This is a genomic window from Lachnospiraceae bacterium, from assembly GCA_025758065.1.
Classification (GTDB): Bacteria; Bacillota; Clostridia; order Lachnospirales; family Lachnospiraceae; genus Enterocloster.
In genome coordinates, this window is record CP107199.1 from 2,381,653 (window position 1) to 2,403,190 (window position 21,538).

Genomic DNA, 21,538 nt, shown 5'->3' on the forward strand with positions numbered 1-21,538 from the left:
TCCGGGAGAACATAAAAAACAGCAGGAGGAAAAGTTCCATGAATAAGATCATACTTGGCAAAACAGGGATTATTATTGAGAAACAGGGCTTTGGATGTCTGCCGATTCAGCGTATCAGTCAACAGGATGCAGTGTATCTGCTGCACAAGGCTTATGATGGAGGCATTAATTTTTTTGATACGGCCCGGGCTTACTCAGACAGTGAGCAGAAGGTGGGAGCAGCATTTTCAGATATGCGTGACCACGTTGTTCTGGCAACAAAGACCGGAGCAAAAACGGCAGAGGAATTCTGGAAAGACCTGGAAACAAGTCTTCGCACTTTAAAGACAGATTATATTGATATTTATCAGTTCCACAATCCGTCATTCTGCCCTCAGCCAGGTGGAGAAGACGGTCTTTACGATGCAGCTCTTAAAGCAAAAGAACAGGGGAAAATCCGTCATATTTCCATAACAAACCACCGTTTGACAGTAGCACACCAGGCCATTGATTCCGGGCTTTATGAAACACTGCAGTTTCCGTTCAGTTATCTTGCCGGTGAGCAGGAGATGAAGCTTGTACAAAAATGCCGTGAAAAGAATATGGGATTTATTGCCATGAAAGGTATGGCAGGTGGTCTTATACAGGATGGCATTACAGCAGCTGCATGGATGGACACACAGGAGGGCGTTGTTCCAATCTGGGGTGTACAGCGGGAAAGCGAACTGGATCAGTTCCTTAAGTGTATCAGAGAAGGGGCAGAGCTGACAAAAGAACGTCTGGAGACTATCGAAAAAGACCGCAAAGAACTATGCGGCGAGTTCTGCCGTGGCTGCGGATACTGTATGCCATGTCCGGCAGGCATTGAAATTAACCAGTGCGCCCGTATGTCTCTTATGCTTAGAAGAGCTCCGGCGGCTGCATGGCTGACTGAATCCTGGCAGCAGAAAATGCACCAGATTGAAAACTGCCTTCACTGTGGCCACTGCATGTCCAAATGTCCATACGGTCTCAACACGCCAGAACTATTGCAGGCAAATTACGAAGACTATTGGAAGGTGCTTGAGGAGAGTAAAAAGGAGAAATAAAATTAAGGTGAAGGATTGGATGCTGCTTTGTAAGAAGCGGCATCCAGTCTTTTTTTCTCAATTTTGCCTTTTTCCACAGACACCGGTATTTCCTGTGCAGCCGGTACATCCCACTGTCTGTTCTCACTGAAAGCAAAACATTTTCTTATTCATTTTAGTATGATTCTTTTCTTATTCCATGATTTTTCCATCAATACTTATCGTTACAACCTGCCATGGAATAAACTTTCCGCTGTTTTGAAGAGCTTTTTTGGCAGCCATTTCAAGCCCACCGCAGCATGGAACTTCCATTCTTACGATCGTTACACTTTGGATATTATTATTTTGAATGATTGCAGTCAGTTTCTCACTATAATCCACCTGATCTAATTTTGGACAGCCAATTAATGTGACCTTATTCCGGATAAAATCCTGATGAAAGCTTGCGTAAGCGTAAGCAGTACAATCAGCTGCGATTAAAAGCTTTGCATCGTTAAAATATGGTGCACTGACTGGAGCCAGTTTAATCTGTACTGGCCAGTTCTGAAGCTTTGATACCGAATTTGCGGCTGAAGATGATTTTACAGACTCAGGTGTTTCCATTCGCTGGATCTGCATGATTTTAGATCCTGGACAGCCGGTATGAAGGGACATTGCCTGTTTTTTGGCAGCTGTTGTTTTCTGAGCTTCTTTCACAGCTTCTTCATTATATGCAGGTGCTTCTCTTTCCTCAAATGAAATTGCTCCAGTAGGACATTCCGGGAGACAATCTCCCAATCCGTCACAGAAATGTTCTCTTACTAGTTCGGCTTTTCCGGCGATGATATCAATGGCACCTTCGTGGCAGGCAATTGCGCAGGCACCGCAGCCGTTACATTTTTCTTTATCAATCCGGATAATCTTTCTTATCATTTTTACCCTCCGTTAATAGTATTTAACTTTTGTTTCTGTTAGAATTATAGTATAATAAATACAACTTGTATGTTTGATTTCCAACAGGAGGGAAGATTTTGAAAAAATATTTACCTATTCTAAGAAACAGTCCATTTTTTAAAGGTCTTTCTGATAACGAGATATTATCCATATTGCACTGTGTAAACGGAACAATAATTTCCAAAGAACGAGATTCTTATATTTTCAGGGCAGGAGATTCTACCGATGTAATGGGGCTTGTGATATCAGGCTGTGTTCTTGTTATTCAGGAAGATCTTTGGGGACATCGTAATATTCTGTCCAAATGTCATACCGGTGATTTTTTTGGAGAACCATATGCAGCAAGCCCGGGGGCTGTTCTGAATATCAGTGTGGTAGCTGATGGGGATTGTGAGATTATTTTTTTTAATATCCAGAGGCTTCTGGTTACTTGTCCAACGGCATGTGAACATCATCAGAAGCTGATCCGAAACCTGGTCAGTGTCTTGGCAAATAAGATACTGATCCTGAACGATAAGATCACACACATTGGCAAGCGAACGACCAGGGATAAACTATTATCGTATCTGTCAGCAGAGTCGGCCAGACAGTCCTCCTTATCCTTTGATATTCCCTTTGACCGGCAGCAGTTGGCAGATTATCTTTGCATTGACCGTGCGGCAATGTCTACGGAGATATCAAAGTTACAAAAAGAAGGATTTATAAAAACAAATCGGAATCATTTTGAATTAACTGTTTCTGATGATGAGGATTTAAGAATAAAAATGTGATATATATTAGTATAGTGGTTCAGTTATCAAGAAAAATAATTAAGCATTTTTATAATGAACCGGTATATGTAGCTGATGGGGGTGAAACCATGGCATATAGTGAATTAATTAAAAACTTTAATAAGATACGTGATTACATGCGCGATTTTTATGTCTATGGTTTCAAAAGCCGGGATGATTATACGAAGAAAAGTGCCAGGTCTTATGATGACGAGAAACGTCGCATAGAGAGCTGGCTTGGTGAGTATATGAAATTCCATCAGACTGCTGATGGTAAGAATGTATTTCTATCAATTGATAGCAGAGTAACCAGACACAATCCGCTTTATAAGGCCTGGAAGACAAAGAGCTTTACGGACGGGGATATTACACTTCATTTTATCATTATGGATATTCTTTCAGATGGCCAGGAACGGTCACTTGTGGCTATTGTGTCTCAAGTGGACCAATATCTGAGTGCTTTTGATCATGCAAGAGTATTTGACATTTCTACGATCAGAAAAAAACTTAACGAATACGTAAAAGAAGGATTGCTGGTAAGCAGGAAGAACGGTAAGATGATGTTATACCGTCGTACAGAAGAGCTTGAAATGCCAGGTACGGATGTTTTGGATTTCTTTTCAGAAACTGCACCATGTGGTGTGATTGGATCGTTTCTGAAAGATAAAACAAATGACATAGCTGACAATTTTGCATTTAAACATCATTACATAACCGGTGCAATGGACAGTGAAGTTTTGTGTACAATACTGGAAGCAATTCATGAAAAAAGAAATGTAACAGTTGAAATGCTCCATCGTAGGAAAAATCGTGTTACAGAATCGAATGTCGTTCCGCTTCGGATAATGATCAGTGTGCAGAGTGGAAGGCAATATATGATGGCCTATGCTCCATATTTTAAACGGATAACAGCGTATCGTCTTGATAATATTTTTGCTGTTAAAAATGGTGAGATTGCAGACCGATTTGATGAACTAAGAGATAAACTGAATGGAATGCAGCAACACATGTGGGGAGTAGCTACAGACAGCCGGTCGGGAAATCGCATGGAACATATTGAATTTACAGTTTGGTATGACGATGGAGAACAGCATATACCAAGGCGATTAGAGCGCGAGAAACGAATCGGAAAGGTGGAATATATTGATGAACATACATGCCGTTTTTTAGCTGATGTTTATGATGCAAGTGAGCTGATACCATGGATACGTACCTTTATCTGTCGAATCACAGATATTTCAATTTCAAATAAATTTTTGGAAATACAGTTTAAAAAAGATTTGCAGACGATGTATGAGATGTATGGAATGGAAGGGGAGAAATGATCATGCTGTTTCATGAAATTTACAGTACATATTTTCAAACCGTAGGGAAAATCTTAACAGAAGCAGTGGAGCATCCGCTTACGACTGGAGAAATCAGTTCAATCATTCAGAATCATGCATTTGAAGAAAGTGCATTGAATATTCCAGAGTCTTTGGGAATGGCACGCTGGCAATTATTGAAAGAAGATGGAACAACCATTCTTAGAAAAAAGCCAACTATGCCCCTTACGATTTTGCAGAAACGCTGGATCAATGCGATCGCATTAGATCCAAGAATACGTTTGTTTACGGATCGACCAGTTGTATTTTCAGATGTGGAACCGTTATTTCTTCCAGAAGATATTTACGTCTTTGATAAGTATTCAGATGGTGATCCGTATGAGAATGAAGAATATATTCGGAACTTCCGTTTGATATTGGATGCGATCAGGCATCAGTATCCGATTCAGATCAGTATTAGAAATCGTCATGGGGAACGAGTAACAACCAGGACAATTCCTGAATATTTGGAATATTCCGAGAAAGATGATAAATTTCGTTTGATTGGTACAGGAAGCAAATTGGGAAATACGATTAATCTTGGCAGGATCACTTCTTGTGAAAAGTGCGGGAATCAACAGGGAAAGATTGGAAAAAGAAATCTGCCGCAGCCGCGCAAAGTGATATTTGAACTGGTTGATGACCGGAATGCTTTGGAACGTGTTCTGCTGCACTTCGCACACTTTGAAAAACAAGTCGGGAAAATAGATGATCGAAAATATCAGGTGACATTACATTATGATAAAGAGGACGAAACAGAGATTTTAATTCGTGTTCTTTCGTTTGGACCAATGATTCGCGTTGTGAAGCCCAGGGCATTCATTAATTTAATAAAGGGCAGATTGTCAGATCAAAAAAGTTGTGGACTGTAAAAGTTCGCAACTTTTTTTCCATGAAAAAAAGAACCGGAAGAGATAAACTTAGATCATAGCAAAGCACATGAGGAACAGGATCTTGCCGGTGGACTTAAAATCCGCTGGGTAGCAGATGGCCGTCGTAATATCTGTCAGAAATGCTTTGTTGAGAAAGGATGTGTTTAAAATGTTTGAAATAAAAGGAAAAATCACAACAGCAATCTGCTACGCAAAAGTTGTAGAAGATGAGGCAATCGGGCAGATCCGGAGAATGTGTGATCATGATCTGACAAAGGGAAGCAAGGTACGGATCATGCCTGATGTCCATGCAGGAAAAGGCTGCACGATCGGGACGACCATGACAGTTACAGATAAGATTTGTCCGAATATTGTAGGAGTCGATATTGGTTGTGGAATGTATACTGTAAAGCTGCAGGATCAGGTGATCGATTTTGAAAAAATAGATGAAGCATGCCATTATGTTCCTTCTGGAATGAACGTATGGGAAGGAAGAATGGAGAGGTTTGATTTGACGCAGCTTAAATGTTATAGATCTTTGCGAGATGCAAAGCGATTGGAAAGATCGCTTGGAACACTGGGCGGAGGAAACCACTTTATAGAGGTTGATAAGGCAAAGGATGGTGTATATTATTTAGTCATTCATTCAGGAAGCCGGAATTTGGGAAAACAGGTGGCTGAGTTTTATCAACAGATGGCAATTGATCTGCATGCGGGAAAAGAAGAGTATTTCATAAAGCGAGATGAGATTATCCGTACATACAAAGAGCAGGGAAGAAGAGCAGAAATCCAGGAGGCATTGAAGCAGTTAAAACAGGATTATGAGACGCAGGATCTGGATGTGCCAGAAGATATCTGCTGGCTTTATGGACCATTTATGGATGATTACCTGCATGATATTGAAATCTGCCAGCGTTTTGCAAGAAGGAGCAGGGAGCGCATGGCGGAAATTATTATTGAAAGAACCAAAATGACGCAAGCAGAAGCTTTTCATACCATTCATAATTATATTGATGTCGATGAAATGATTCTTAGAAAGGGTGCAATTGCCGCACATGCCGGTGAAAAAGTATTAATACCGATTAATATGAGAGATGGTTCCATTCTTGCTGTTGGAAAAGGAAATGTGGAATGGAATAATTCAGCACCACATGGAGCCGGAAGGATCATGTCCAGAACAAAAGCGAAACAGTCCATTGATCTGGAGAAATACAAAGCATCCATGCAAGGTATTTATTCTACGTCAGTGAATGCAGATACATTAGATGAGGCACCCATGGCATATAAATCGCTTGCAGATATCATTGATGAGATAAGGGATTCTGTAGATATCATCGATATCATGAAACCGGTATATAATTTCAAAGCTTCAGATGGGGAGGTGCCTTGGAAAAAGAAGGGTGGCACAAATGAGAGAAAAGATACAGGATCAACTTCGTAGAATTTGCTGGTAAGTTTCGTGATTTGATGGTTCATTTTTTCATCAAAGAAGACGTTGTATCATTACATTAGTATGGCCGAAGAAAATTATCGGGAATATCTTAAAGGTGATCTTGTCAGAGCAAAGAAATATTTCTACGTCCTGCACCCGGTACTGGCATGCCAATGGATTTTGAATTGGGGTACGCCTCCAACTATGTTGTTTTCAGAGTTGATAAAAGCAGAGCTGCCAGTAGAATTAATCGATGTAGTGAATCAATTGCTGGAATTAAAAATGATCTCGTCAGAGGCGAAGTTGATTAAAAGAATTCCGGAAATAAATGAATATCTTGATAAAAGTATTCTGGATATTAAAAGTGCAGTGAAATTACTAGAGGATAACCATACACCAGATTGGAAAGAGTTGAATCAATTGTTTTTGCGGGAAATAAACCGAGATATGGCATAATGTAAAAATTTACGATTCCATGATCTGGTTCTGGAAGATCAGCTTTGGACGTACCTTGCCGGACTTCATTTTCGATGGAGCCCGGCTTTTAGACCTGCACACTCAAATGCGCATCCTATGTGATTAGTACAGTTATTTACGAAAAGATGTGCTAGAAGCAGTATTTCTTGTGGCGGCAAAAAACACAATATTAAAGTTTGAATCTCATTGGCATTTTTGCCGATGGTATGGTATACTATGCAATAGATTAACGTGTTTTTTGATGGAATTTATAGTGGAGGATAATAGATGCGATATCTTTCTGTTGCTGAAATAGCAAAAAAATGGAATATGTCAGAGCGCAGTGTTAGAAATTACTGCGCCCAGGGGCGTGTGAACGGTGCGTTTCTTACCGGCAAGACATGGAACATTCCGGAAAGCGCAGAAAAACCGGAGCGCACCAACAAAAGAAAAGAAGAACCGATTACTTTGTTGGATATCCTGAAAGAACAGAAGGCAAGTAGATACTCCGGTGGGATCTACCATAAAACACAGATTGATTTGACCTATAATTCCAACCATATGGAAGGAAGCCGCCTGACCCACGATCAAACCAGATACATCTTTGAAACCAATACTATTGGCGTAGAAAAAGAAGTACTGAATGTGGATGACGTAATCGAAACAGCAAATCACTTCCGCTGCATTGACATGATTATTGATCATGCAAAAGCAGCTTTGACGGAGAAATTCATCAAAGAACTTCATTTAGTTTTGAAGAACGGTACCAGTGATTCCAGAAAAGATTGGTTTGCTGTTGGCAATTATAAGAAACTTCCTAATGAAGTCGGCGGCAGGGATACAGCCCTTCCGGAAGAAGTTGCCGATAAAATGAAGGTCTTGCTGACGGAATACAACGCCAAAGAAGAAAAGAACTTTGCGGATATTTTGGACTTTCATGTGAAGTTTGAGCGGATCCATCCGTTTCAGGATGGTAATGGGCGTGTGGGCAGGTTAATTATGTTTAAGGAGTGTCTGAAATACAATATCGTTCCATTTATCATTGAGGACAATCTGAAGATGTTCTATTATCGTGGATTGAAGGAATGGGACAACGAAAAAGGCTATCTGACAGATACTTGCCTGACCGCGCAGGACAAGTATAAAGCGTATTTGGATTATTTTAGGATTATGTATTGAAATTGAACAAAACAATATGATGTATGGGGGTGAATACATGCTTATTTATGCAGGTACAAAAAGTGATTTTATGATTGATATAGAGCATGATAGTTTGGAAACAAAATTATATGAAAATATAAAATTAAAGATGAACCGAACGACGGGATTAAGTGAGCTGAACGCCTGGCGGAATTCATTAAAAGAAATGTATATTACATTGAATGATTCTGATATTCCAGAGGATGCAGGTGTGGCGATTGAATATAATATTCCCCAGACTTCAAAACGGGTAGATTTTCTTATTTCTGGTTATGGATTGAATGGAAAAGGAAATGTTGTCATTGTTGAATTGAAACAATGGGAAAAATTAACAGCTATAGATGGTCAGGATGCAATTGTCGAAACATATACGGGCGGTGCGAACCGAAGAGTTGTACATCCATGTTATCAAGCTTGGTCTTACGCAGCTTTAATCAGGGATTATAATGAATATGTTCAGGACAACGAAATCAGCCGTCATCCTTGTGCGTATCTTCATAATTATCCAAGAATAGAAAATGATCCATTGGATAAAGAACAATATCAGGATATTATGGAGGAGACGCCTGCATTTACTTATGGGCAAAGGGAAGCTTTTCGTACATTTATTAAAAAGCAAGTTATAATGGGGGACAAAGAGGATACACTGCTGAAAATTGAACAGGGAAAAATTAAACCTTCTAAGCAACTTCAAGATGCACTTGCAAATATGCTTAAAGGGAATCAGGAATTTGTTATGTTGGATGAACAGAAGGTTGTATATGAAAGCATTCTTGATTATTCTTGTCAGTGTCAGAAAGATGGAAAGAAAAGAACAATTATTGTTGAAGGGGGTCCTGGAACCGGAAAAACAGTTGTTGCAATTAATCTACTGGCTGAACTCACAAATCGAATGCAATTTGTTCAATATGTTTCAAAAAATGCTGCACCGAGAACTGTTTATCAATTTAAATTAAAGGGACATATGAAAAAAACAGTGTAGATAATCTCTTTAAAGGTTCTGGAAGTTATACAGAAGCACCAAGAAATTCAGTTGAAACATTACTGGCTGATGAAGCACATAGGCTAAATGAGAAATCCGGTATGTTCCAAAATATGGGAGAGAACCAGATAAAAGAAATTATTCATGCCGCTGTTTGTAGTGTGTTTTTTATTGATGAGAGTCAGAGGGTTACACTATCAGATATTGGGAGTGTAGCTGAAATAGAAAAGTGGGCAGATTTGGAAGAATCAGAAGTTGTTAAAATGCAACTTGTTTCTCAGTTCCGTTGTAATGGTTCTGATGGATACCTGGCATGGTTAGATCAGGCGTTGGAAATCCGCGAAACAGCAAATTATGATCTTGACGGAATTGATTATGATATTCGTATCTGTGATACGCCTGCAGAAATGGAGGCAATTGTGATTGAAAAGAACCGCGCCAGAAATAGAGCAAGAATTCTCGCGGGTTATTGTTGGGATTGGCCGAAGGCTACCAGAAACAATACAAATTTCCATGATATCGAAATTGGAGATTATTCCATAAGCTGGAATCTAAATGGTGGAGATGCTTTTGCAATCAGTGAAGGGTCAGTTCATGAAGCTGGATGTATTCATACATCGCAAGGACTAGAATTCGATTATACGGGTGTCATCATTGGTGATGATATGCGATTTGAAAACGGGAAAGTGATCACAGACTACACAAAACGTGCAAAGACCGATAATTCTTTGAAAGGAATAAAAACACTAGCGAAGAAAGACAAAGAAAAAGCAGATCAGGTTGCAGATGAAATCATAAAAAATACATACAGAACACTCATGACAAGAGGTATGAAGGGATGCTATGTATATTGCACGGATACAGCCTTGGCACAATATTTTAAGAAACTTTTAAAACAAAAATGATAAAGGGGTAAAATTTATGAAGGAAAAAACAATAGAGCGTATTCGCAAATTTACAGAAGAGCGGGATTGGGATCAATTTCATAGTCCGGCAAATCTTGCAAAATCGATTGTGATTGAGGCAGCAGAGTTGTTGGAGTGTTTCCAGTGGAGTGATACAGAGTATGATCTGCAGCATATAAAAGAAGAACTGGCAGATGTACTTGTTTATTCACAAAATCTTCTTGATAAATTGGAACTTGATGCAGATGAAATCGTGAATATGAAGATGAAACAGAATGAAGCAAAGTATCCGGTAGATAAAGCAAAAGGGAATGCGGCAAAATATACGGAGTTGTAGTTTTAGTAATTCCGGTTGCATCTGAAATTCCTATAGCATTTAAAGAAAAGAGATTTTTAAGAATAGGATCGTCAAAATGTAATATTAAGGATTACCCTAAGTGAGAAATTGAACTTTTCAAAATACTGGATGGAAGAACCGAAACGATAGAAACAGTACCGGCAAAATACCAGGAACTTCCATTTCGAAAACTCTTTGGAAATTACGGTTTCAAAGGTATTGTTTTAAATCTAAAGACATTTATTAAGTATAATGGTATCGTAATTTAAGACACTTCGAGAGACATTTTTTAATGAATCTGGTATACTGTAAGCACTATAGAAAGAAGAATCATTTTTATGTCTCGAACAAGAAGAAATTTCTCCGCAAAATTCAAATCCGAGTTAGTCATTGAATTGCTCAAAGGAGAAAAGGACTTAAATACAATTGCTAGCGAAAATAACATTCAGCCGAATTTTCTTCGCAACTGGAAGAAAGAATTCTATCATTGATCATCTGCATACCGATAATCCTGCCTGGGGAGCACGTCAAATGTTTTCACAGCTGAAAATGCGTGGTCATCAAGTGGGACGCCGGAAAACGCATCGCTATATGATTGAAATGGGGATTGATCCGATCTATCCAAAGATGAATCTTTCCAAACGTATGCAACAGGCAAAAGTCTGCCCGTATCTGCTTCGTAACGCCGTTATCGACCGTCCAAATCAGGCATGGTCAATCGACATCACCTATATCCCCATCAAGCACGGCTTCCTGTATCTGACAGCCATCATTGACTGGTATAGCCGTTGTATTGTTGGCTGGGAGGTGGATGATACCTTGGACACCAGAATGGTCATAAACGCGCTGAAGAAAGCTTTCAAGGCGGCAAAGCCCCTGATCCTGAACTCAGAACAAGGATGTTAGTTTACAAGCACCGAGTACATAGCATTTCTCAAAGAAAACCATATCCGCCAGAGCATGGATGGAAAAAGCCGCTGGGCAGACAACATCATGATTGAACGCTGGTTTCGTAGCTTCAAATATGAGGAAGCCTATCTTACGCAGTATGCCAACATCCGGGAAGCACGGACGGCTATCAAAAGCTATGTACATATCTACAACTTTGAGCGCTGTCATTCAGCAATCAACAATCAGACACCCGCATCATATTATTATCCGGCACTGCTGATTGATCATGATGCTTAATGGATGCCCCTCCCAACTCAGCTACATATATCGGTTCATTATAAAATGCTTGAATTTTTGTCTTGACAACTGAACCACTATAGTCCTATATTTGACACATCCACATGTATGTAGACACACATATTGTAGCAATATGGCACGTAGTGGAATGAATCCAAAAGCACTGCAATATCTGATGGGGCATAGTGATATTGGTGTAACTTTGAACACATATACACATCTTGGACTAGAGGATGCAAAAGTGGAAATGCGTAGAATTGCGTCTGTTTCATAGATTGGTAAAACGAGATATTTACCAAATTTTTACCAATTTTGAGGAAAAAGATATATCAAAACAGACCAAATTATGCCGAGTTAAATTAAAATCCAGATATCACAAAAATGACAAGAAACGCAGCAAATACAAGAAAAACTAAGAATTGCGAGGTTATGCAATAATGATAAAAGTGTTATTCATCTGCCACGGCAGTGTTTAAGGGACGTGGCAAAATCCTTGATTTTATTCAATGTCATTAACTTTAGCAAAGAGCAGAAATCGTAAGCATTTATAAAACTATGATTCCTGCTTTTTGTTTGTATATGGGCATACTTATCCCCGTAAAGGTCAAATCCTTCGCTCCACGCCAAATACAGCGCCGCTTATTTGCGGCGCTTGTAACACTCAGCCGGAAGGTCTTTCGACCATGGCATAAGTGGTTCTAAATCTTTTTCATCTATACTTCCATCGGCACGAACAACCCGTGTCAGCTCTGTCAACAAATGTTTCATGTAATAGTAGACATTCAGGCCATTCGCCCGGGCGGTCTCCGTAACACTGTAAATGATTGCACTGGCATCAGCTCCTCGTACCGTATTAATGGTCATCCAGTTTTTACGGCCAATCGTGAAAGTTCTCAGCGCACGTTCGCTGGCCAGGTTATCAATCGGTACTTCTCCATCTGACAGGAACACTTTCAGATATGCTTCCTGATTCAGGCAATAATTGATGCCTTTGGCTGTTTCACTCTTTGGAAGCACCGACCGGTCCGCCTGTATCTTTCGGAGCCAGGCAAAGAATTCTTCAACCAGAGGCTTGATGGAAGCCTGCCGCTCATTTAAGCGTTCTTCTGGAGTCAGTCCCTTTAAAGCTCCTTCCAGGTCATAAATGGCACCAATTCGTACCAGTGCTTTATACGCAACAGACGCCTCGACCGCTTCTGGATTACTTTTTCCAATTGCCTTAATCGCATTTGCGAAGTGGCGCCTTGCGTGAGCCATGCAATTCGCATTCTTCACACCAGCAAGATCCCGCTCCAGCTTATGATACTGTTCCAGGCCATCAGTCACAAGAACACCGTCAAAGTCCTTATAATACGCTTTCGGATGATCGCTGTGTCGTGTCTTCTGGTATTCATACACAATGATTGGCGGCACCGGACTTAATTCTCCAGTGATGTGAACCCACATATAGCTTTTACTGCCTGCAGGTCTGCCGTCATGAATTACATCTACAGGTGTTTCATCACTCTGATTTACATGTGCTTCCAGCTGACGTTTTCTCATGAGATCACACACTGGTGATAAATAGCGTTCAGCTGTCCATACCGTCCAGTTTGACATCGTCTGTTTGGACAGATTCAGACCGTTGGCCTGGAAGTCTCTGGAAATACGGTCAAGCGGATTGCTGTTTACATACTTGGCGTTGATGATTGCGGCTTCAAGAGAAGGAGTAGCAATGCTTCCCCTGAACATCGTTTCCGGGTGATCACCACGAAGAAATTCATCCTGATGCGCACCATCTGTTCCAACATACACTTTTATGATGTGTTTTTCAGCAGTCCATTTGGCCGGCTCGAAACGAAGCTGCCAGAAAATCTCATCCGGCATACTTTTCCAGTTTTCTTCACCGAAAGCCTCATTCAGTTCCTGTTCCGGTATATCATGAAGGATTACTTCCTGCGGAAAATCCTTCAGGTCTTCTTCACGCTGGCCTTTTTTCTTAGGCTTTCGCGGTACCTTTCTGGATGAATCAATGACCTCTTCCACAGTCGGTTCCTTGGCTGTTCCATCATAATTCGCTTCTGCCTCATTAAAAAAAGAAAGCTGGCCTGCGATATCATCCAGTTTTTCCGTATGGCGGCCGAAGCGCTGCTGATTTGCCAGCCGGATCTGCTCTACGAGGTTTTCATAGTTGTGTTCCAGTCGGTCAAGCCGGTCCTGCATCTGGTAGATGACATCGTCCTTAGTTTTATGATCCATCTTGTTCAGTTCATCTGGAGTGAATTTTTTGCACATGATATCCGCCTTTCTTACTAACGGTAGTATAGCAGAAATCTGTGACAAATGCGAATCAGCCTTCAGGCCGAGTTCGTCATTTTTTCCTGCCACGAAAGTCATCAGAATTCGTATGTCAGCCTTTGGAAATATAGGGTTTTCAAGGTGCAATTGCTTCGTTCCTGCCTGATAGCAGACGAATGAATTGTTCTGATCCGGTTTGTACTGCTCTTCGGTAAGATCTGCGGCTTCCTGTATGTTTCTTGGCCAGGATAACCGTCCTGCTTCAAAGCGTTTATATAGAAGCAGGAATCCTGTTCCCATCCACAAGAGCCCTTTGCACCGATCGGAACGCTTCCCGCAAAACAAAAAGAGCGTTCCCTTCTCAAATGGATTTTGACCATACTTATCTCCTATAATCGTTGCCAGTCCATCAATGCCCTTTCTCAGATCAACCGTGCCGCAGGCAAGAACAACACGGCGAATACCAGCAGCATCTTCAAGCATGGGACACCTCCTGAATGATCCGGCTCAGGAGCGCATCCGAGATTTCATTGGAAATATCAATCTGTAACGTTGCCGTCCGAATCGTTGCAACAGGTTTGTCGGAAACCATGTATGTATTTGTTTCCGCAGAAGTGTGGCATGGAATTTCAACAAAAGACAGTTCTGTTTTCTCGGTCACGGCAGGAACGGAAGAGTTTCCCTTCATTTCTTCATACGCCTGTTTCCGGAACCGTCGCTGCCAGTGATAATAGCTTTGTTCGCTAATGCCATTCTCATCCAGCCAGCTTTTGGCTGACTGGCCTGCCGGTCTCTGACCGCAGGCCTGAATGATCTTTTTCCAGTACTCTGCACGGACTTCATGAGTACACTGATCCATAGTGTTTAGTCCTCCCTTGAAAAAATCTATTGTTTTTCTCAAGTATGCACTAAAAATGGATTTAGTGAAAGGCGAGTGGTTTGATCTTTACTTATCCCCTTCTCTTTGTATTCGTATTTTTTAGCTCAGTACGCTCTTTTATGGGTATTCGAATATTTTCCTGCTAATTGCCCTTTCGTTCTGGTATAATGCCGATCAGGACGAATGGGAACAAGATTTTTACTGATATCTTCATATATTTGCTGAAATAACATATTTTTCTTTTGACCATCCGTTTCAAGAAGTATATAAATCAGATCATTTTTTAAGATTCCAATACTAACAGTCTGATTGATCATCATTTTATGTTTTCTGTTCGCTTCTTTCTGATCCAGTTCACGCTCTGCATCTAATATGATATCTTCAACTAAATTGCTCAGATATATAGTGCTGTATATATCTTGTAATAACAGAATAGGTTTTGTTCCTGTAAAATTCTCTAATTGCAACCGACTCTTTAGCGTTTCATACGCAGTCTCTATCCCCCACCTCATATGATATAATTCTTTTATTTCTTCTGTATGAAATTCAGTTTGTGAAAGATTTGTAGCCAAAACTTCTAAACTTCCGTTTTCTAATAGGATTTTTACCATACGCAATGAAATTTCACCTAATTCTTTCATACGTTCTCCATCTGGCGTTCCCTCGTAATGTCTGATTCTTGACTTATCAAGTTTTATTTTAACTAGCTGATCCTTTTCTGTTAAACTGTTTTGCTCTTTTTTGTAATCACTGCTTTTTAAACGTACGATAAATTTAATATCCTTATCCATCATATGTATAAACGCTGGCGTAGAAGGATAGCCTCTGTCCATGATAATAATATAGGGAATGCTGCCTATTGTTTCCGGTATTCGCTCCATCTGTTTTTCGGCCAGGCGCATTTCATTAAATTTCACCTTATTACAGTCACTTTCCAGTATCATACGATTCATTACATCATAAATACAGCCTAATCCTATTTGAGCTTGGGGCTTTGCGTTTTTCCGGCTTGCAGAACCATATAGTTTCAGTGTTTCAGCAGTGGTAGGAATATTAATATCTGAGCCGTCAGCGGCTAATATTAAATGATCTTTATAAGTTGAAAAGGTGGAATCTGCATAAAAGTTACGGTTATGATATTTATATAATTCTAAAAAAGCATCTGGATTAAGTTTCATACGCTGTTTCAGATATCCTGGTTTTGAAATAGACACACCAGGATGAGCAAGTTTCATATAATTTCTCAGTTCCAATGCCAACGTCAACCCCTTTCTGTTTATCATCGTGAAAAGAAGATCCTGAAGAGGCATTTTTCGAATTCTGGTAAAATAATTTTTATTACCTGATCGGCAAAATGCCTTAAATTCATCAGAAGTCATTTTTTCTATATCCATGAATATACGTTTCTGAGAATGCTTCATGCATAATCACATCCTTTTTTGAGCAGGTTCATGGCTTCTTTTTACAATATAAGCATATCAAAAAAAGCAGGAGATATCTAATCCATTTCGGAATAAATATCTTCTGCTTTTAAGTTAATGACATTGCGTAAATACGCGGTTTTTAGCGTGGAGCTGAGGGGAATCGAACCCCTGTCCGAAAATCAATTCCCTGTTCTTCTACTATCATAGTTCCTTATTTAACATTCCCTCTGCCGTCCGGGAAGAAACACTCTGACGGTTTCAGTAGCTTCATAATACGCCCACATGTGCAAAGCTTTACATGTGTCGTTTCCTACATAGTCGATGCCAGGGTCTTAAAGTGTAGGTGCCTTAAGTCTGACAGCTGCCATTAGGCAGCGTATGCTAATTCGTCGTTAGCGTTTATTTTTAATTTTGCCATTTAACCCATCGCATGGGGATAGCTTCACCAGCTGCATGACCCCCGTCGAAACCAGTACAACCCCTGAATAAAATACTCAGCTTTTGTTTATCTGGTAAACCAACGAAGAAATGCTACTTTGAGTATCATATCATTTTCAAGCGTTGATGTCAATACTGCTGAGGGGAGAATTAATTGTAATAAACAGGTAAATTATCATTAAGATAAAAGAAAACAAAAATAATCTAAATCTGCTAATATAAAATTATGAAAAAAACAGTAGCAGATAACATCTGAAGGAGAGGAAAATAGTAAAAGGAGGATGCGTATTATGAAGAAAACGTGGGGAAAATTAATATTGGCGGCAGTGTTTGTTTTATCAGTGACAGGGCTTTCAGGATGCAGTACCAGTGTACGGATCCCGGATACTGTAAAAGTGCAGCAGGGGGATATTGGCGGTAATCGTATTACAGTAAATGGCATAGAAGAAGTAAAGGCAGTTCCAGATATGGCTCAGATTCAGTATAGTGTATACACACAGGCTGCTACAGCTCAGGAATGCCAGCAGGAAAATGCCCAAAATGTAAATAGGACTTTAGAAACCTTGAAAGGTTTGGGAGTAGAGGAAAAGTCTATTCAGACATCGGATTATGGTATGAGCCCTATTTATGATTGGAATTCCGGGCAGCAAAAGGTTAAAGGCTATCAGATGAATACCAGTATCACAGTTTCAGATATTTTGGTGGAGAATATAGGAAAGATCATTACAGATTCAGTAGCTTCCGGTGTTAATGAGCTGGATTCTGTTCAGTATCTTTGCAGTGACTATGATGAAAAGTACCAGGAAGCATTGAAAAAGGCTGTAGAAATGGCAAAAGGCAAGGCTGATGCTATGGCAGAGGCTGCGGAAATGACTGTTGTAAAGGCAGTAAGCATGGAGGAAAATGGTTATTATCCCCAGGCAAGATATAATGCAGCAGGTGCTTCTGCCAAGCAGATGATGGCAGTGACGGAAGATGCAACTGCAGATATAGGGGTTATGCCAGGAGAAATATTCATAGAAGCCCAGGTAAGTGTAACATTTGAGATGGAATAAAATGGGTGCAGGAGGAAAACAAGAGGGAGCCAATGGCCTGCGTTAGCAGACAAAAAGTACGATAGTGCGTGTTTGTAAGTCGATAGATAGATACATAAGCTAAAAGAGGGATGCCACCAGACGAATAAAGTCCTTAGGTGATATCCCTCTTTTGAGGATAGAAAAGAAATCAAATTAATGATGAAATATTATGAACCAGCTTTTTTATCTCTTGGAAGTGTTACATTCAGGAAAATAGCTACCAATGTAGCAATAACGACTGGAGATTTTCCAAAAATAGTCGTTACCCATGCAGGGAATGCGGAAAGGGACGCAGACGCCTGGGAAACACCCATACCAAGAGCTGCTGCAAGACCTACAATAGAAGTATTGCGGTAGTTCATGTCTTCTGTCATAACCAGCTTCATACCGGTCATGGCGATGGATGCGAATACGGAAACGGTTGCACCGCCCAGTACAGCATATGGAATAGTTGTTAAAAGAGCAGAAAACTTAGGAAATACACCTGCGATGAAAATGATCATAGCTGCAAGTCCAAGAGTTACTCTGTTTACAACCTTTGTAGTAGCAACGATACCAACGTTCTGGCTGTAAGTTGCAGTAGGAAGACATCCGAGGCATGCACCTATCATATTAGAAACGCCATATCCCAGGATAGCTCCCTGAAGTTCATTGGTGGTAGGCTCACGGTCTAAACCGCCGGAAGTAGTAGCAGAGAAGTCGCCGATAGCCTGTACGGAGTTAATGATAAACAGCAGTCCTAAGGCGATACATGCAGATGGCTCAAAGGTAACACCAAAATGCAGGATCTGAGGAAGCTGGAAAACACCGGCTTGGGCTACGTTGGAGAAACTTACCATGCCGAAGAAGCTGGAAAAGATATATCCGATGATCATACCAATCAGGATAGATGCCAGTTTTAAGAATCCTTTTGCAAAATGATTTAAACCAGTAACAACTAGCAGGGTAAAGATAGCTACCAGCCAGTTTTGCCAGGAACCATAGTCAGCACTTCCTACACCACCGGCCATGTAATTGATAGCGGTTGGATAAAGGGAGAGACCAATGGTGAAAACTACAGTACCGGCGATCAATGGCGGGAAGAACTTGCGAATCTTTTTGATCGTTAGTCCTACAAGGATAGCACAGATGCCGCCCACGATCTGGGCACCCAGGATTGCGGGGATACCGCCCTGATCAGCAATGGCCTGCATACTTGGCACATAGGCAAAACTTACACCGATGATAACGGGGAGTCCGGCGCCTAAATGAAAGCCAGTTCTCTTTCCAATCGGAAAGAGCTGCAGGAGAGTGGCAAGTGCAGATACAACTAATGATGCCTGTATCAGCAGTACGCGGTCTGCAGTTTCAAGACCAGCTGCACCAGAGATAATGATAGCTGGCGTAACACAGCCTACGATCATAGCTACAACGTGCTGTAAGGCCAGAGGAAATGCCTGGCTCAGTTTTGGCACGCCATCTAATTCAAATAAAGATCCTTCTTTACTGGTTGTATTCATATGCAATGCCCCCTTTATTTACGCTAAATGGATATGGGTACCGGTCTTGCCCTGGATACCGTCTTTTGCCTTTTCCAGCAGCGTAATGAGCGCAGTGCGTCCTGGTTTTGATTCAGCAAATTTAACAGCAGCCTGAACTTTTGGAAGCATAGAACCAGGCGCAAAATGTCCTTCTTTAATGTACTTTCTAGCTTCTTCAGTATCGAGGTCATCCAGCCATTTTTCTTCCGGCTTTCCGAAGTTAATAGCAACTTTTTCAACAGCAGTGAGGATAATGAGAAAATCTGCGTTCAGATTTTCTGCCAACAGCTCACTTGCGAAGTCTTTATCGATAACAGCGCTTGCGCCCTTTAAGTGGTTGCCCTGTCTGGTAACAGGAATACCACCGCCACCGCAGGCAATTACTAACTGACCGGAGTCAACCAGAGATCGGATCGCTCCGATTTCAACGATCTCAGCTGGCTTTGGAGAAGCAACTACACGGCGGTAGCCTCTTCCGGCATCTTCTTTCATGATATATCCGTATTTTTCTTCTGCCAGTGCAGCCTGCTCTTTTGTCATAAAATGTCCGATCGGCTTGGAAGGAGTATCAAATGCAGGATCATCTGCATCTACACGGACCTGAGTGATCATAGTAGCAACCGGAATATCATAAATATCACGGTTGTAAAGCTCTTCTCTTAAAGCGTTCTGTAAGTCGTAGCCGATATAAGCCTGACTCATTGCAACACAGACGGAGAGAGGAGTATTGGGCTGATTTGCATCTTCGCGGCTTAATGCAGCCATAGCGTTATTGATCATGCCAACCTGAGGACCATTTCCGTGAGCTACGATCACTTCGCAGCCTTCCTCGATCAGGTCCACGATAGCCTTTGCGGTGATCTTTACTGCCTTCATCTGCTCAGGAAGAGTATTTCCCAAAGCATTGCCGCCCAGAGCAATGACGATACGTTTTTTCTTCTTATTTTCCATTGTTAATTACCCCTTTTTGCTATGAAAGCGTTGTCAAGCGCTATGTGGACTACTTGCTTGTACGTTAGGTCCCAGAGCCATTTGATACCCTTTCATTTATGATGATGCCGCTGCCAGGCGACATGTTTACTTGCCCAAAAAAAGAGCCACCGGTAGCCCGAGTGCGTCTGACAGAAAGCCAATTATGACGCGCTCCGGTCCGGCAGCTCAGAAACACCTATCTTTTAATTAGATTTTATTTGAATACTCTTGGAGTTCCTTTTTCTTCCAGTTTCTTTAAAATCTCAGCAGGATCAGCAAACTTAGCCAGCATGATCATAGCTGCGATAACGTATGGCTTGTAGCTTGCTTCTTTGTACAGAGGATCACGGTAACGATCAAATACAGAAGCTTCAACTTCGCCGTCCTTGCAGCTTACACCGTTGATGTCAGCTGGTAAGCAGTGCAGGTACAGAGCCTTTCCGTCTTTAGTTGTCTTCATCAGATCTTCTGTACAGCACCAGTCTTTGTGTTCTGCGTTCTGAGCTAACAGTTCTTTCTCAAGAGCCTTGATGCCATCGGTATCGCCTTCAGCGTACAGATTGGTTCTCTTTTCCATAGCTGCAAATGGAGCCCAGCTCTTTGGATAAACGATATCAGCATCCTTGAATGCATCAGCCATGTCATGAGATACACGGAAGGAACCACCGGACTTCTCAGCATTCTTTCTGGCAACTTCTTCAACCTCTGGCATAACTTCATAGCCTTCTGGATGAGCCAGAACAACTTCCATGCCCATACGGGTCATCAGACCGATAACACCCTGAGGAACAGATAATGGTTTGCCGTAGGAAGGAGAGTAAGCCCATGTCATAGCCAGCTTTTTGCCCTTTAAGTTCTCTACGCCGCCGAATTCATGGATGATATGCAGCATATCAGCCATACACTGGGTAGGATGGTCGATATCACACTGTAAGTTTACTAAGGTTGGCTTCTGCTCCAGGATACCATCTTTATATCCCTGGGTTACAGAATCAACAACCTCATGCATGTAAGCGTTGCCCTTGCCGATGTACATGTCATCGCGGATACCGATAACGTCAGCCATGAAAGAGATCATGTTAGCTGTTTCGCGTACAGTCTCGCCATGGGCAACCTGAGACTTGCCTTCGTCCAGATCCTGAACTTCCAGACCAAGCAGATTACATGCAGAAGCAAAAGAGAAACGTGTACGGGTAGAATTATCGCGGAATAAGGAAATACCCAGACCGCTCTCAAATACTTTTGTAGAAATATTGTTCTCTCTCATGTAACGAAGAGCATCAGCAACAGTCCAGACAGCTTCCAGCTCGTCGTCTGTCTTCTCCCAGGTCAGGAAGAAATCGCCTTCGTACATTTCTTTGAAGTTTAATGCTTTCAGCTTGTCAATGTAATCCTGTAATGTTTTCATGATTCAATTCTCCTTTTATATGTAGGTTTATGGAATTTAAAGAATTTCTTGATGGAAG

The 21,538-nt window shown here is 41.1% G+C and carries 19 protein-coding genes, 1 other RNA gene and 1 pseudogene; 13 read left to right on the forward strand and 8 right to left on the reverse strand.

Features of this window, described 5'->3' with window-relative positions; genetic code table 11:
* Positions 1 to 38: 38 nt before the first annotated feature.
* Positions 39 to 1,067, forward strand: coding sequence for an aldo/keto reductase (locus OGM16_10925; protein UYJ45341.1), 1,029 nt, complete (start codon positions 39 to 41; stop codon positions 1,065 to 1,067).
* 171 nt (positions 1,068 to 1,238) lie between these two features.
* Here OGM16_10925 and OGM16_10930 read toward each other — a convergent pair whose 3' ends face one another.
* Entirely contained in the window at positions 1,239 to 1,958 is a 720-nt protein-coding gene (locus OGM16_10930) for a 4Fe-4S binding protein (protein UYJ45342.1), read from the reverse strand.
* Between the two features lie 98 nt (positions 1,959 to 2,056).
* On the opposite strand from OGM16_10930, the gene OGM16_10935 reads away from it, so the two are divergent.
* The 11 genes and pseudogenes from OGM16_10935 to OGM16_10985 all read left to right on the forward strand — a co-directional run bounded on the left by OGM16_10935 (position 2,057) and on the right by OGM16_10985 (position 11,759).
* Complete coding sequence (locus OGM16_10935) at positions 2,057 to 2,749, forward strand: Crp/Fnr family transcriptional regulator (protein ID UYJ45343.1); 693 nt, start codon at positions 2,057 to 2,059, stop codon at positions 2,747 to 2,749.
* 89 nt (positions 2,750 to 2,838) lie between these two features.
* Positions 2,839 to 4,074 (forward strand): WYL domain-containing protein, encoded by a 1,236-nt coding sequence (locus OGM16_10940; GenBank protein UYJ45344.1) that lies wholly within the window; start codon positions 2,839 to 2,841, stop codon positions 4,072 to 4,074.
* A gap of 2 nt (positions 4,075 to 4,076) precedes the next feature.
* Positions 4,077 to 4,985: a WYL domain-containing protein gene (locus OGM16_10945; GenBank protein ID UYJ45345.1), complete on the forward strand. Its 909-nt coding sequence runs from the start codon at positions 4,077 to 4,079 to the stop codon at positions 4,983 to 4,985.
* A 169-nt stretch (positions 4,986 to 5,154) separates the two neighbouring features.
* Positions 5,155 to 6,426 carry an RtcB family protein gene (locus OGM16_10950; protein ID UYJ45346.1) on the forward strand — a complete coding sequence of 424 codons (1,272 nt, stop codon included), beginning with the start codon at positions 5,155 to 5,157 and terminating at the stop codon, positions 6,424 to 6,426.
* A gap of 72 nt (positions 6,427 to 6,498) precedes the next feature.
* Positions 6,499 to 6,873 carry a nucleotidyltransferase domain-containing protein gene (locus tag OGM16_10955; GenBank protein ID UYJ45347.1) on the forward strand — a complete coding sequence of 125 codons (375 nt, stop codon included), beginning with the start codon at positions 6,499 to 6,501 and terminating at the stop codon, positions 6,871 to 6,873.
* 288 nt (positions 6,874 to 7,161) lie between these two features.
* The gene (locus tag OGM16_10960; GenBank protein ID UYJ45348.1) at positions 7,162 to 8,052 is read left to right on the forward strand and encodes a Fic family protein; all 891 of its coding nucleotides are present in this window, start codon (positions 7,162 to 7,164) and stop codon (positions 8,050 to 8,052) included.
* A 37-nt stretch (positions 8,053 to 8,089) separates the two neighbouring features.
* Positions 8,090 to 9,055 (forward strand): DUF2075 domain-containing protein, encoded by a 966-nt coding sequence (locus tag OGM16_10965; GenBank protein ID UYJ45349.1) that lies wholly within the window; start codon positions 8,090 to 8,092, stop codon positions 9,053 to 9,055.
* A gap of 62 nt (positions 9,056 to 9,117) precedes the next feature.
* The gene (locus OGM16_10970) at positions 9,118 to 9,960 is read left to right on the forward strand and encodes a DUF2075 domain-containing protein (protein ID UYJ48443.1); all 843 of its coding nucleotides are present in this window, start codon (positions 9,118 to 9,120) and stop codon (positions 9,958 to 9,960) included.
* Positions 9,961 to 9,976: 16 nt separating this feature from the next.
* Positions 9,977 to 10,297, forward strand: coding sequence for a nucleotide pyrophosphohydrolase (locus OGM16_10975; protein ID UYJ45350.1), 321 nt, complete (start codon positions 9,977 to 9,979; stop codon positions 10,295 to 10,297).
* 338 nt (positions 10,298 to 10,635) lie between these two features.
* Positions 10,636 to 11,485: pseudogene (locus OGM16_10980) on the forward strand (IS3 family transposase).
* Positions 11,486 to 11,633: 148 nt separating this feature from the next.
* Positions 11,634 to 11,759 (forward strand): hypothetical protein, encoded by a 126-nt coding sequence (locus tag OGM16_10985; GenBank protein UYJ45351.1) that lies wholly within the window; start codon positions 11,634 to 11,636, stop codon positions 11,757 to 11,759.
* Positions 11,760 to 12,124: 365 nt separating this feature from the next.
* Here OGM16_10985 and OGM16_10990 read toward each other — a convergent pair whose 3' ends face one another.
* The 4 genes from OGM16_10990 to ssrA form a co-directional block, all read right to left on the reverse strand.
* Entirely contained in the window at positions 12,125 to 14,245 is a 2,121-nt protein-coding gene (locus tag OGM16_10990) for an IS66 family transposase (GenBank protein ID UYJ45352.1), read from the reverse strand.
* Positions 14,238 to 14,621 (reverse strand): IS66 family insertion sequence element accessory protein TnpB, encoded by a 384-nt coding sequence (locus tag OGM16_10995; GenBank protein ID UYJ45353.1) that lies wholly within the window; start codon positions 14,619 to 14,621, stop codon positions 14,238 to 14,240. The genes OGM16_10990 and OGM16_10995 overlap by 8 nt, the downstream gene beginning before the upstream one ends.
* Positions 14,622 to 14,746: 125 nt before the next feature.
* Positions 14,747 to 16,063: an IS4 family transposase gene (locus tag OGM16_11000; protein ID UYJ45354.1), complete on the reverse strand. Its 1,317-nt coding sequence runs from the start codon at positions 16,061 to 16,063 to the stop codon at positions 14,747 to 14,749.
* A 145-nt stretch (positions 16,064 to 16,208) separates the two neighbouring features.
* Positions 16,209 to 16,548: a transfer-messenger RNA gene (gene ssrA / locus OGM16_11005) on the reverse strand.
* A 246-nt stretch (positions 16,549 to 16,794) separates the two neighbouring features.
* Here ssrA and OGM16_11010 point away from each other — a divergent pair.
* A complete protein-coding gene (locus tag OGM16_11010; GenBank protein UYJ45355.1) occupies positions 16,795 to 17,559 on the forward strand; it encodes an SIMPL domain-containing protein in 765 nt (254 codons plus the stop codon).
* Between the two features lie 188 nt (positions 17,560 to 17,747).
* Here the strand turns inward: OGM16_11010 and OGM16_11015 are convergent, their stop codons facing one another.
* The 3 genes from OGM16_11015 to ygeW form a co-directional block, all read right to left on the reverse strand.
* Entirely contained in the window at positions 17,748 to 19,079 is a 1,332-nt protein-coding gene (locus OGM16_11015; GenBank protein ID UYJ45356.1) for a purine permease, read from the reverse strand.
* Between the two features lie 18 nt (positions 19,080 to 19,097).
* A complete protein-coding gene (gene arcC, locus OGM16_11020; protein ID UYJ45357.1) occupies positions 19,098 to 20,051 on the reverse strand; it encodes a carbamate kinase in 954 nt (317 codons plus the stop codon).
* Between the two features lie 235 nt (positions 20,052 to 20,286).
* Complete coding sequence (gene ygeW, locus OGM16_11025) at positions 20,287 to 21,480, reverse strand: knotted carbamoyltransferase YgeW (protein ID UYJ45358.1); 1,194 nt, start codon at positions 21,478 to 21,480, stop codon at positions 20,287 to 20,289.
* Positions 21,481 to 21,538 lie beyond the last annotated feature (58 nt).

What these genes read in the sequence shown, in the direction of transcription:
- OGM16_10925 (UYJ45341.1), top strand. Translation starts at nt 39, where the DNA reads ATGAATAAGATCATACTTGGCAAAACAGGGATTATTATTGAGAAACAG.
- OGM16_10930 (UYJ45342.1), bottom strand. Translation starts at nt 1,958, where the DNA reads ATGATAAGAAAGATTATCCGGATTGATAAAGAAAAATGTAACGGCTGC.
- OGM16_10940 (UYJ45344.1), top strand. Translation starts at nt 2,839, where the DNA reads ATGGCATATAGTGAATTAATTAAAAACTTTAATAAGATACGTGATTAC.
- OGM16_10945 (UYJ45345.1), top strand. Translation starts at nt 4,077, where the DNA reads ATGCTGTTTCATGAAATTTACAGTACATATTTTCAAACCGTAGGGAAA.
- OGM16_10950 (UYJ45346.1), top strand. Translation starts at nt 5,155, where the DNA reads ATGTTTGAAATAAAAGGAAAAATCACAACAGCAATCTGCTACGCAAAA.
- OGM16_10955 (UYJ45347.1), top strand. Translation starts at nt 6,499, where the DNA reads ATGGCCGAAGAAAATTATCGGGAATATCTTAAAGGTGATCTTGTCAGA.
- OGM16_10960 (UYJ45348.1), top strand. Translation starts at nt 7,162, where the DNA reads ATGCGATATCTTTCTGTTGCTGAAATAGCAAAAAAATGGAATATGTCA.
- OGM16_10965 (UYJ45349.1), top strand. Translation starts at nt 8,090, where the DNA reads ATGCTTATTTATGCAGGTACAAAAAGTGATTTTATGATTGATATAGAG.
- OGM16_10975 (UYJ45350.1), top strand. Translation starts at nt 9,977, where the DNA reads ATGAAGGAAAAAACAATAGAGCGTATTCGCAAATTTACAGAAGAGCGG.
- OGM16_10985 (UYJ45351.1), top strand. Translation starts at nt 11,634, where the DNA reads ATGAATCCAAAAGCACTGCAATATCTGATGGGGCATAGTGATATTGGT.
- OGM16_10990 (UYJ45352.1), bottom strand. Translation starts at nt 14,245, where the DNA reads ATGCTTGAAGATGCTGCTGGTATTCGCCGTGTTGTTCTTGCCTGCGGC.
- OGM16_10995 (UYJ45353.1), bottom strand. Translation starts at nt 14,621, where the DNA reads ATGGATCAGTGTACTCATGAAGTCCGTGCAGAGTACTGGAAAAAGATC.
- OGM16_11000 (UYJ45354.1), bottom strand. Translation starts at nt 16,063, where the DNA reads ATGAAGCATTCTCAGAAACGTATATTCATGGATATAGAAAAAATGACT.
- OGM16_11010 (UYJ45355.1), top strand. Translation starts at nt 16,795, where the DNA reads ATGAAGAAAACGTGGGGAAAATTAATATTGGCGGCAGTGTTTGTTTTA.
- OGM16_11015 (UYJ45356.1), bottom strand. Translation starts at nt 19,079, where the DNA reads ATGAATACAACCAGTAAAGAAGGATCTTTATTTGAATTAGATGGCGTG.
- arcC (UYJ45357.1), bottom strand. Translation starts at nt 20,051, where the DNA reads ATGGAAAATAAGAAGAAAAAACGTATCGTCATTGCTCTGGGCGGCAAT.
- ygeW (UYJ45358.1), bottom strand. Translation starts at nt 21,480, where the DNA reads ATGAAAACATTACAGGATTACATTGACAAGCTGAAAGCATTAAACTTC.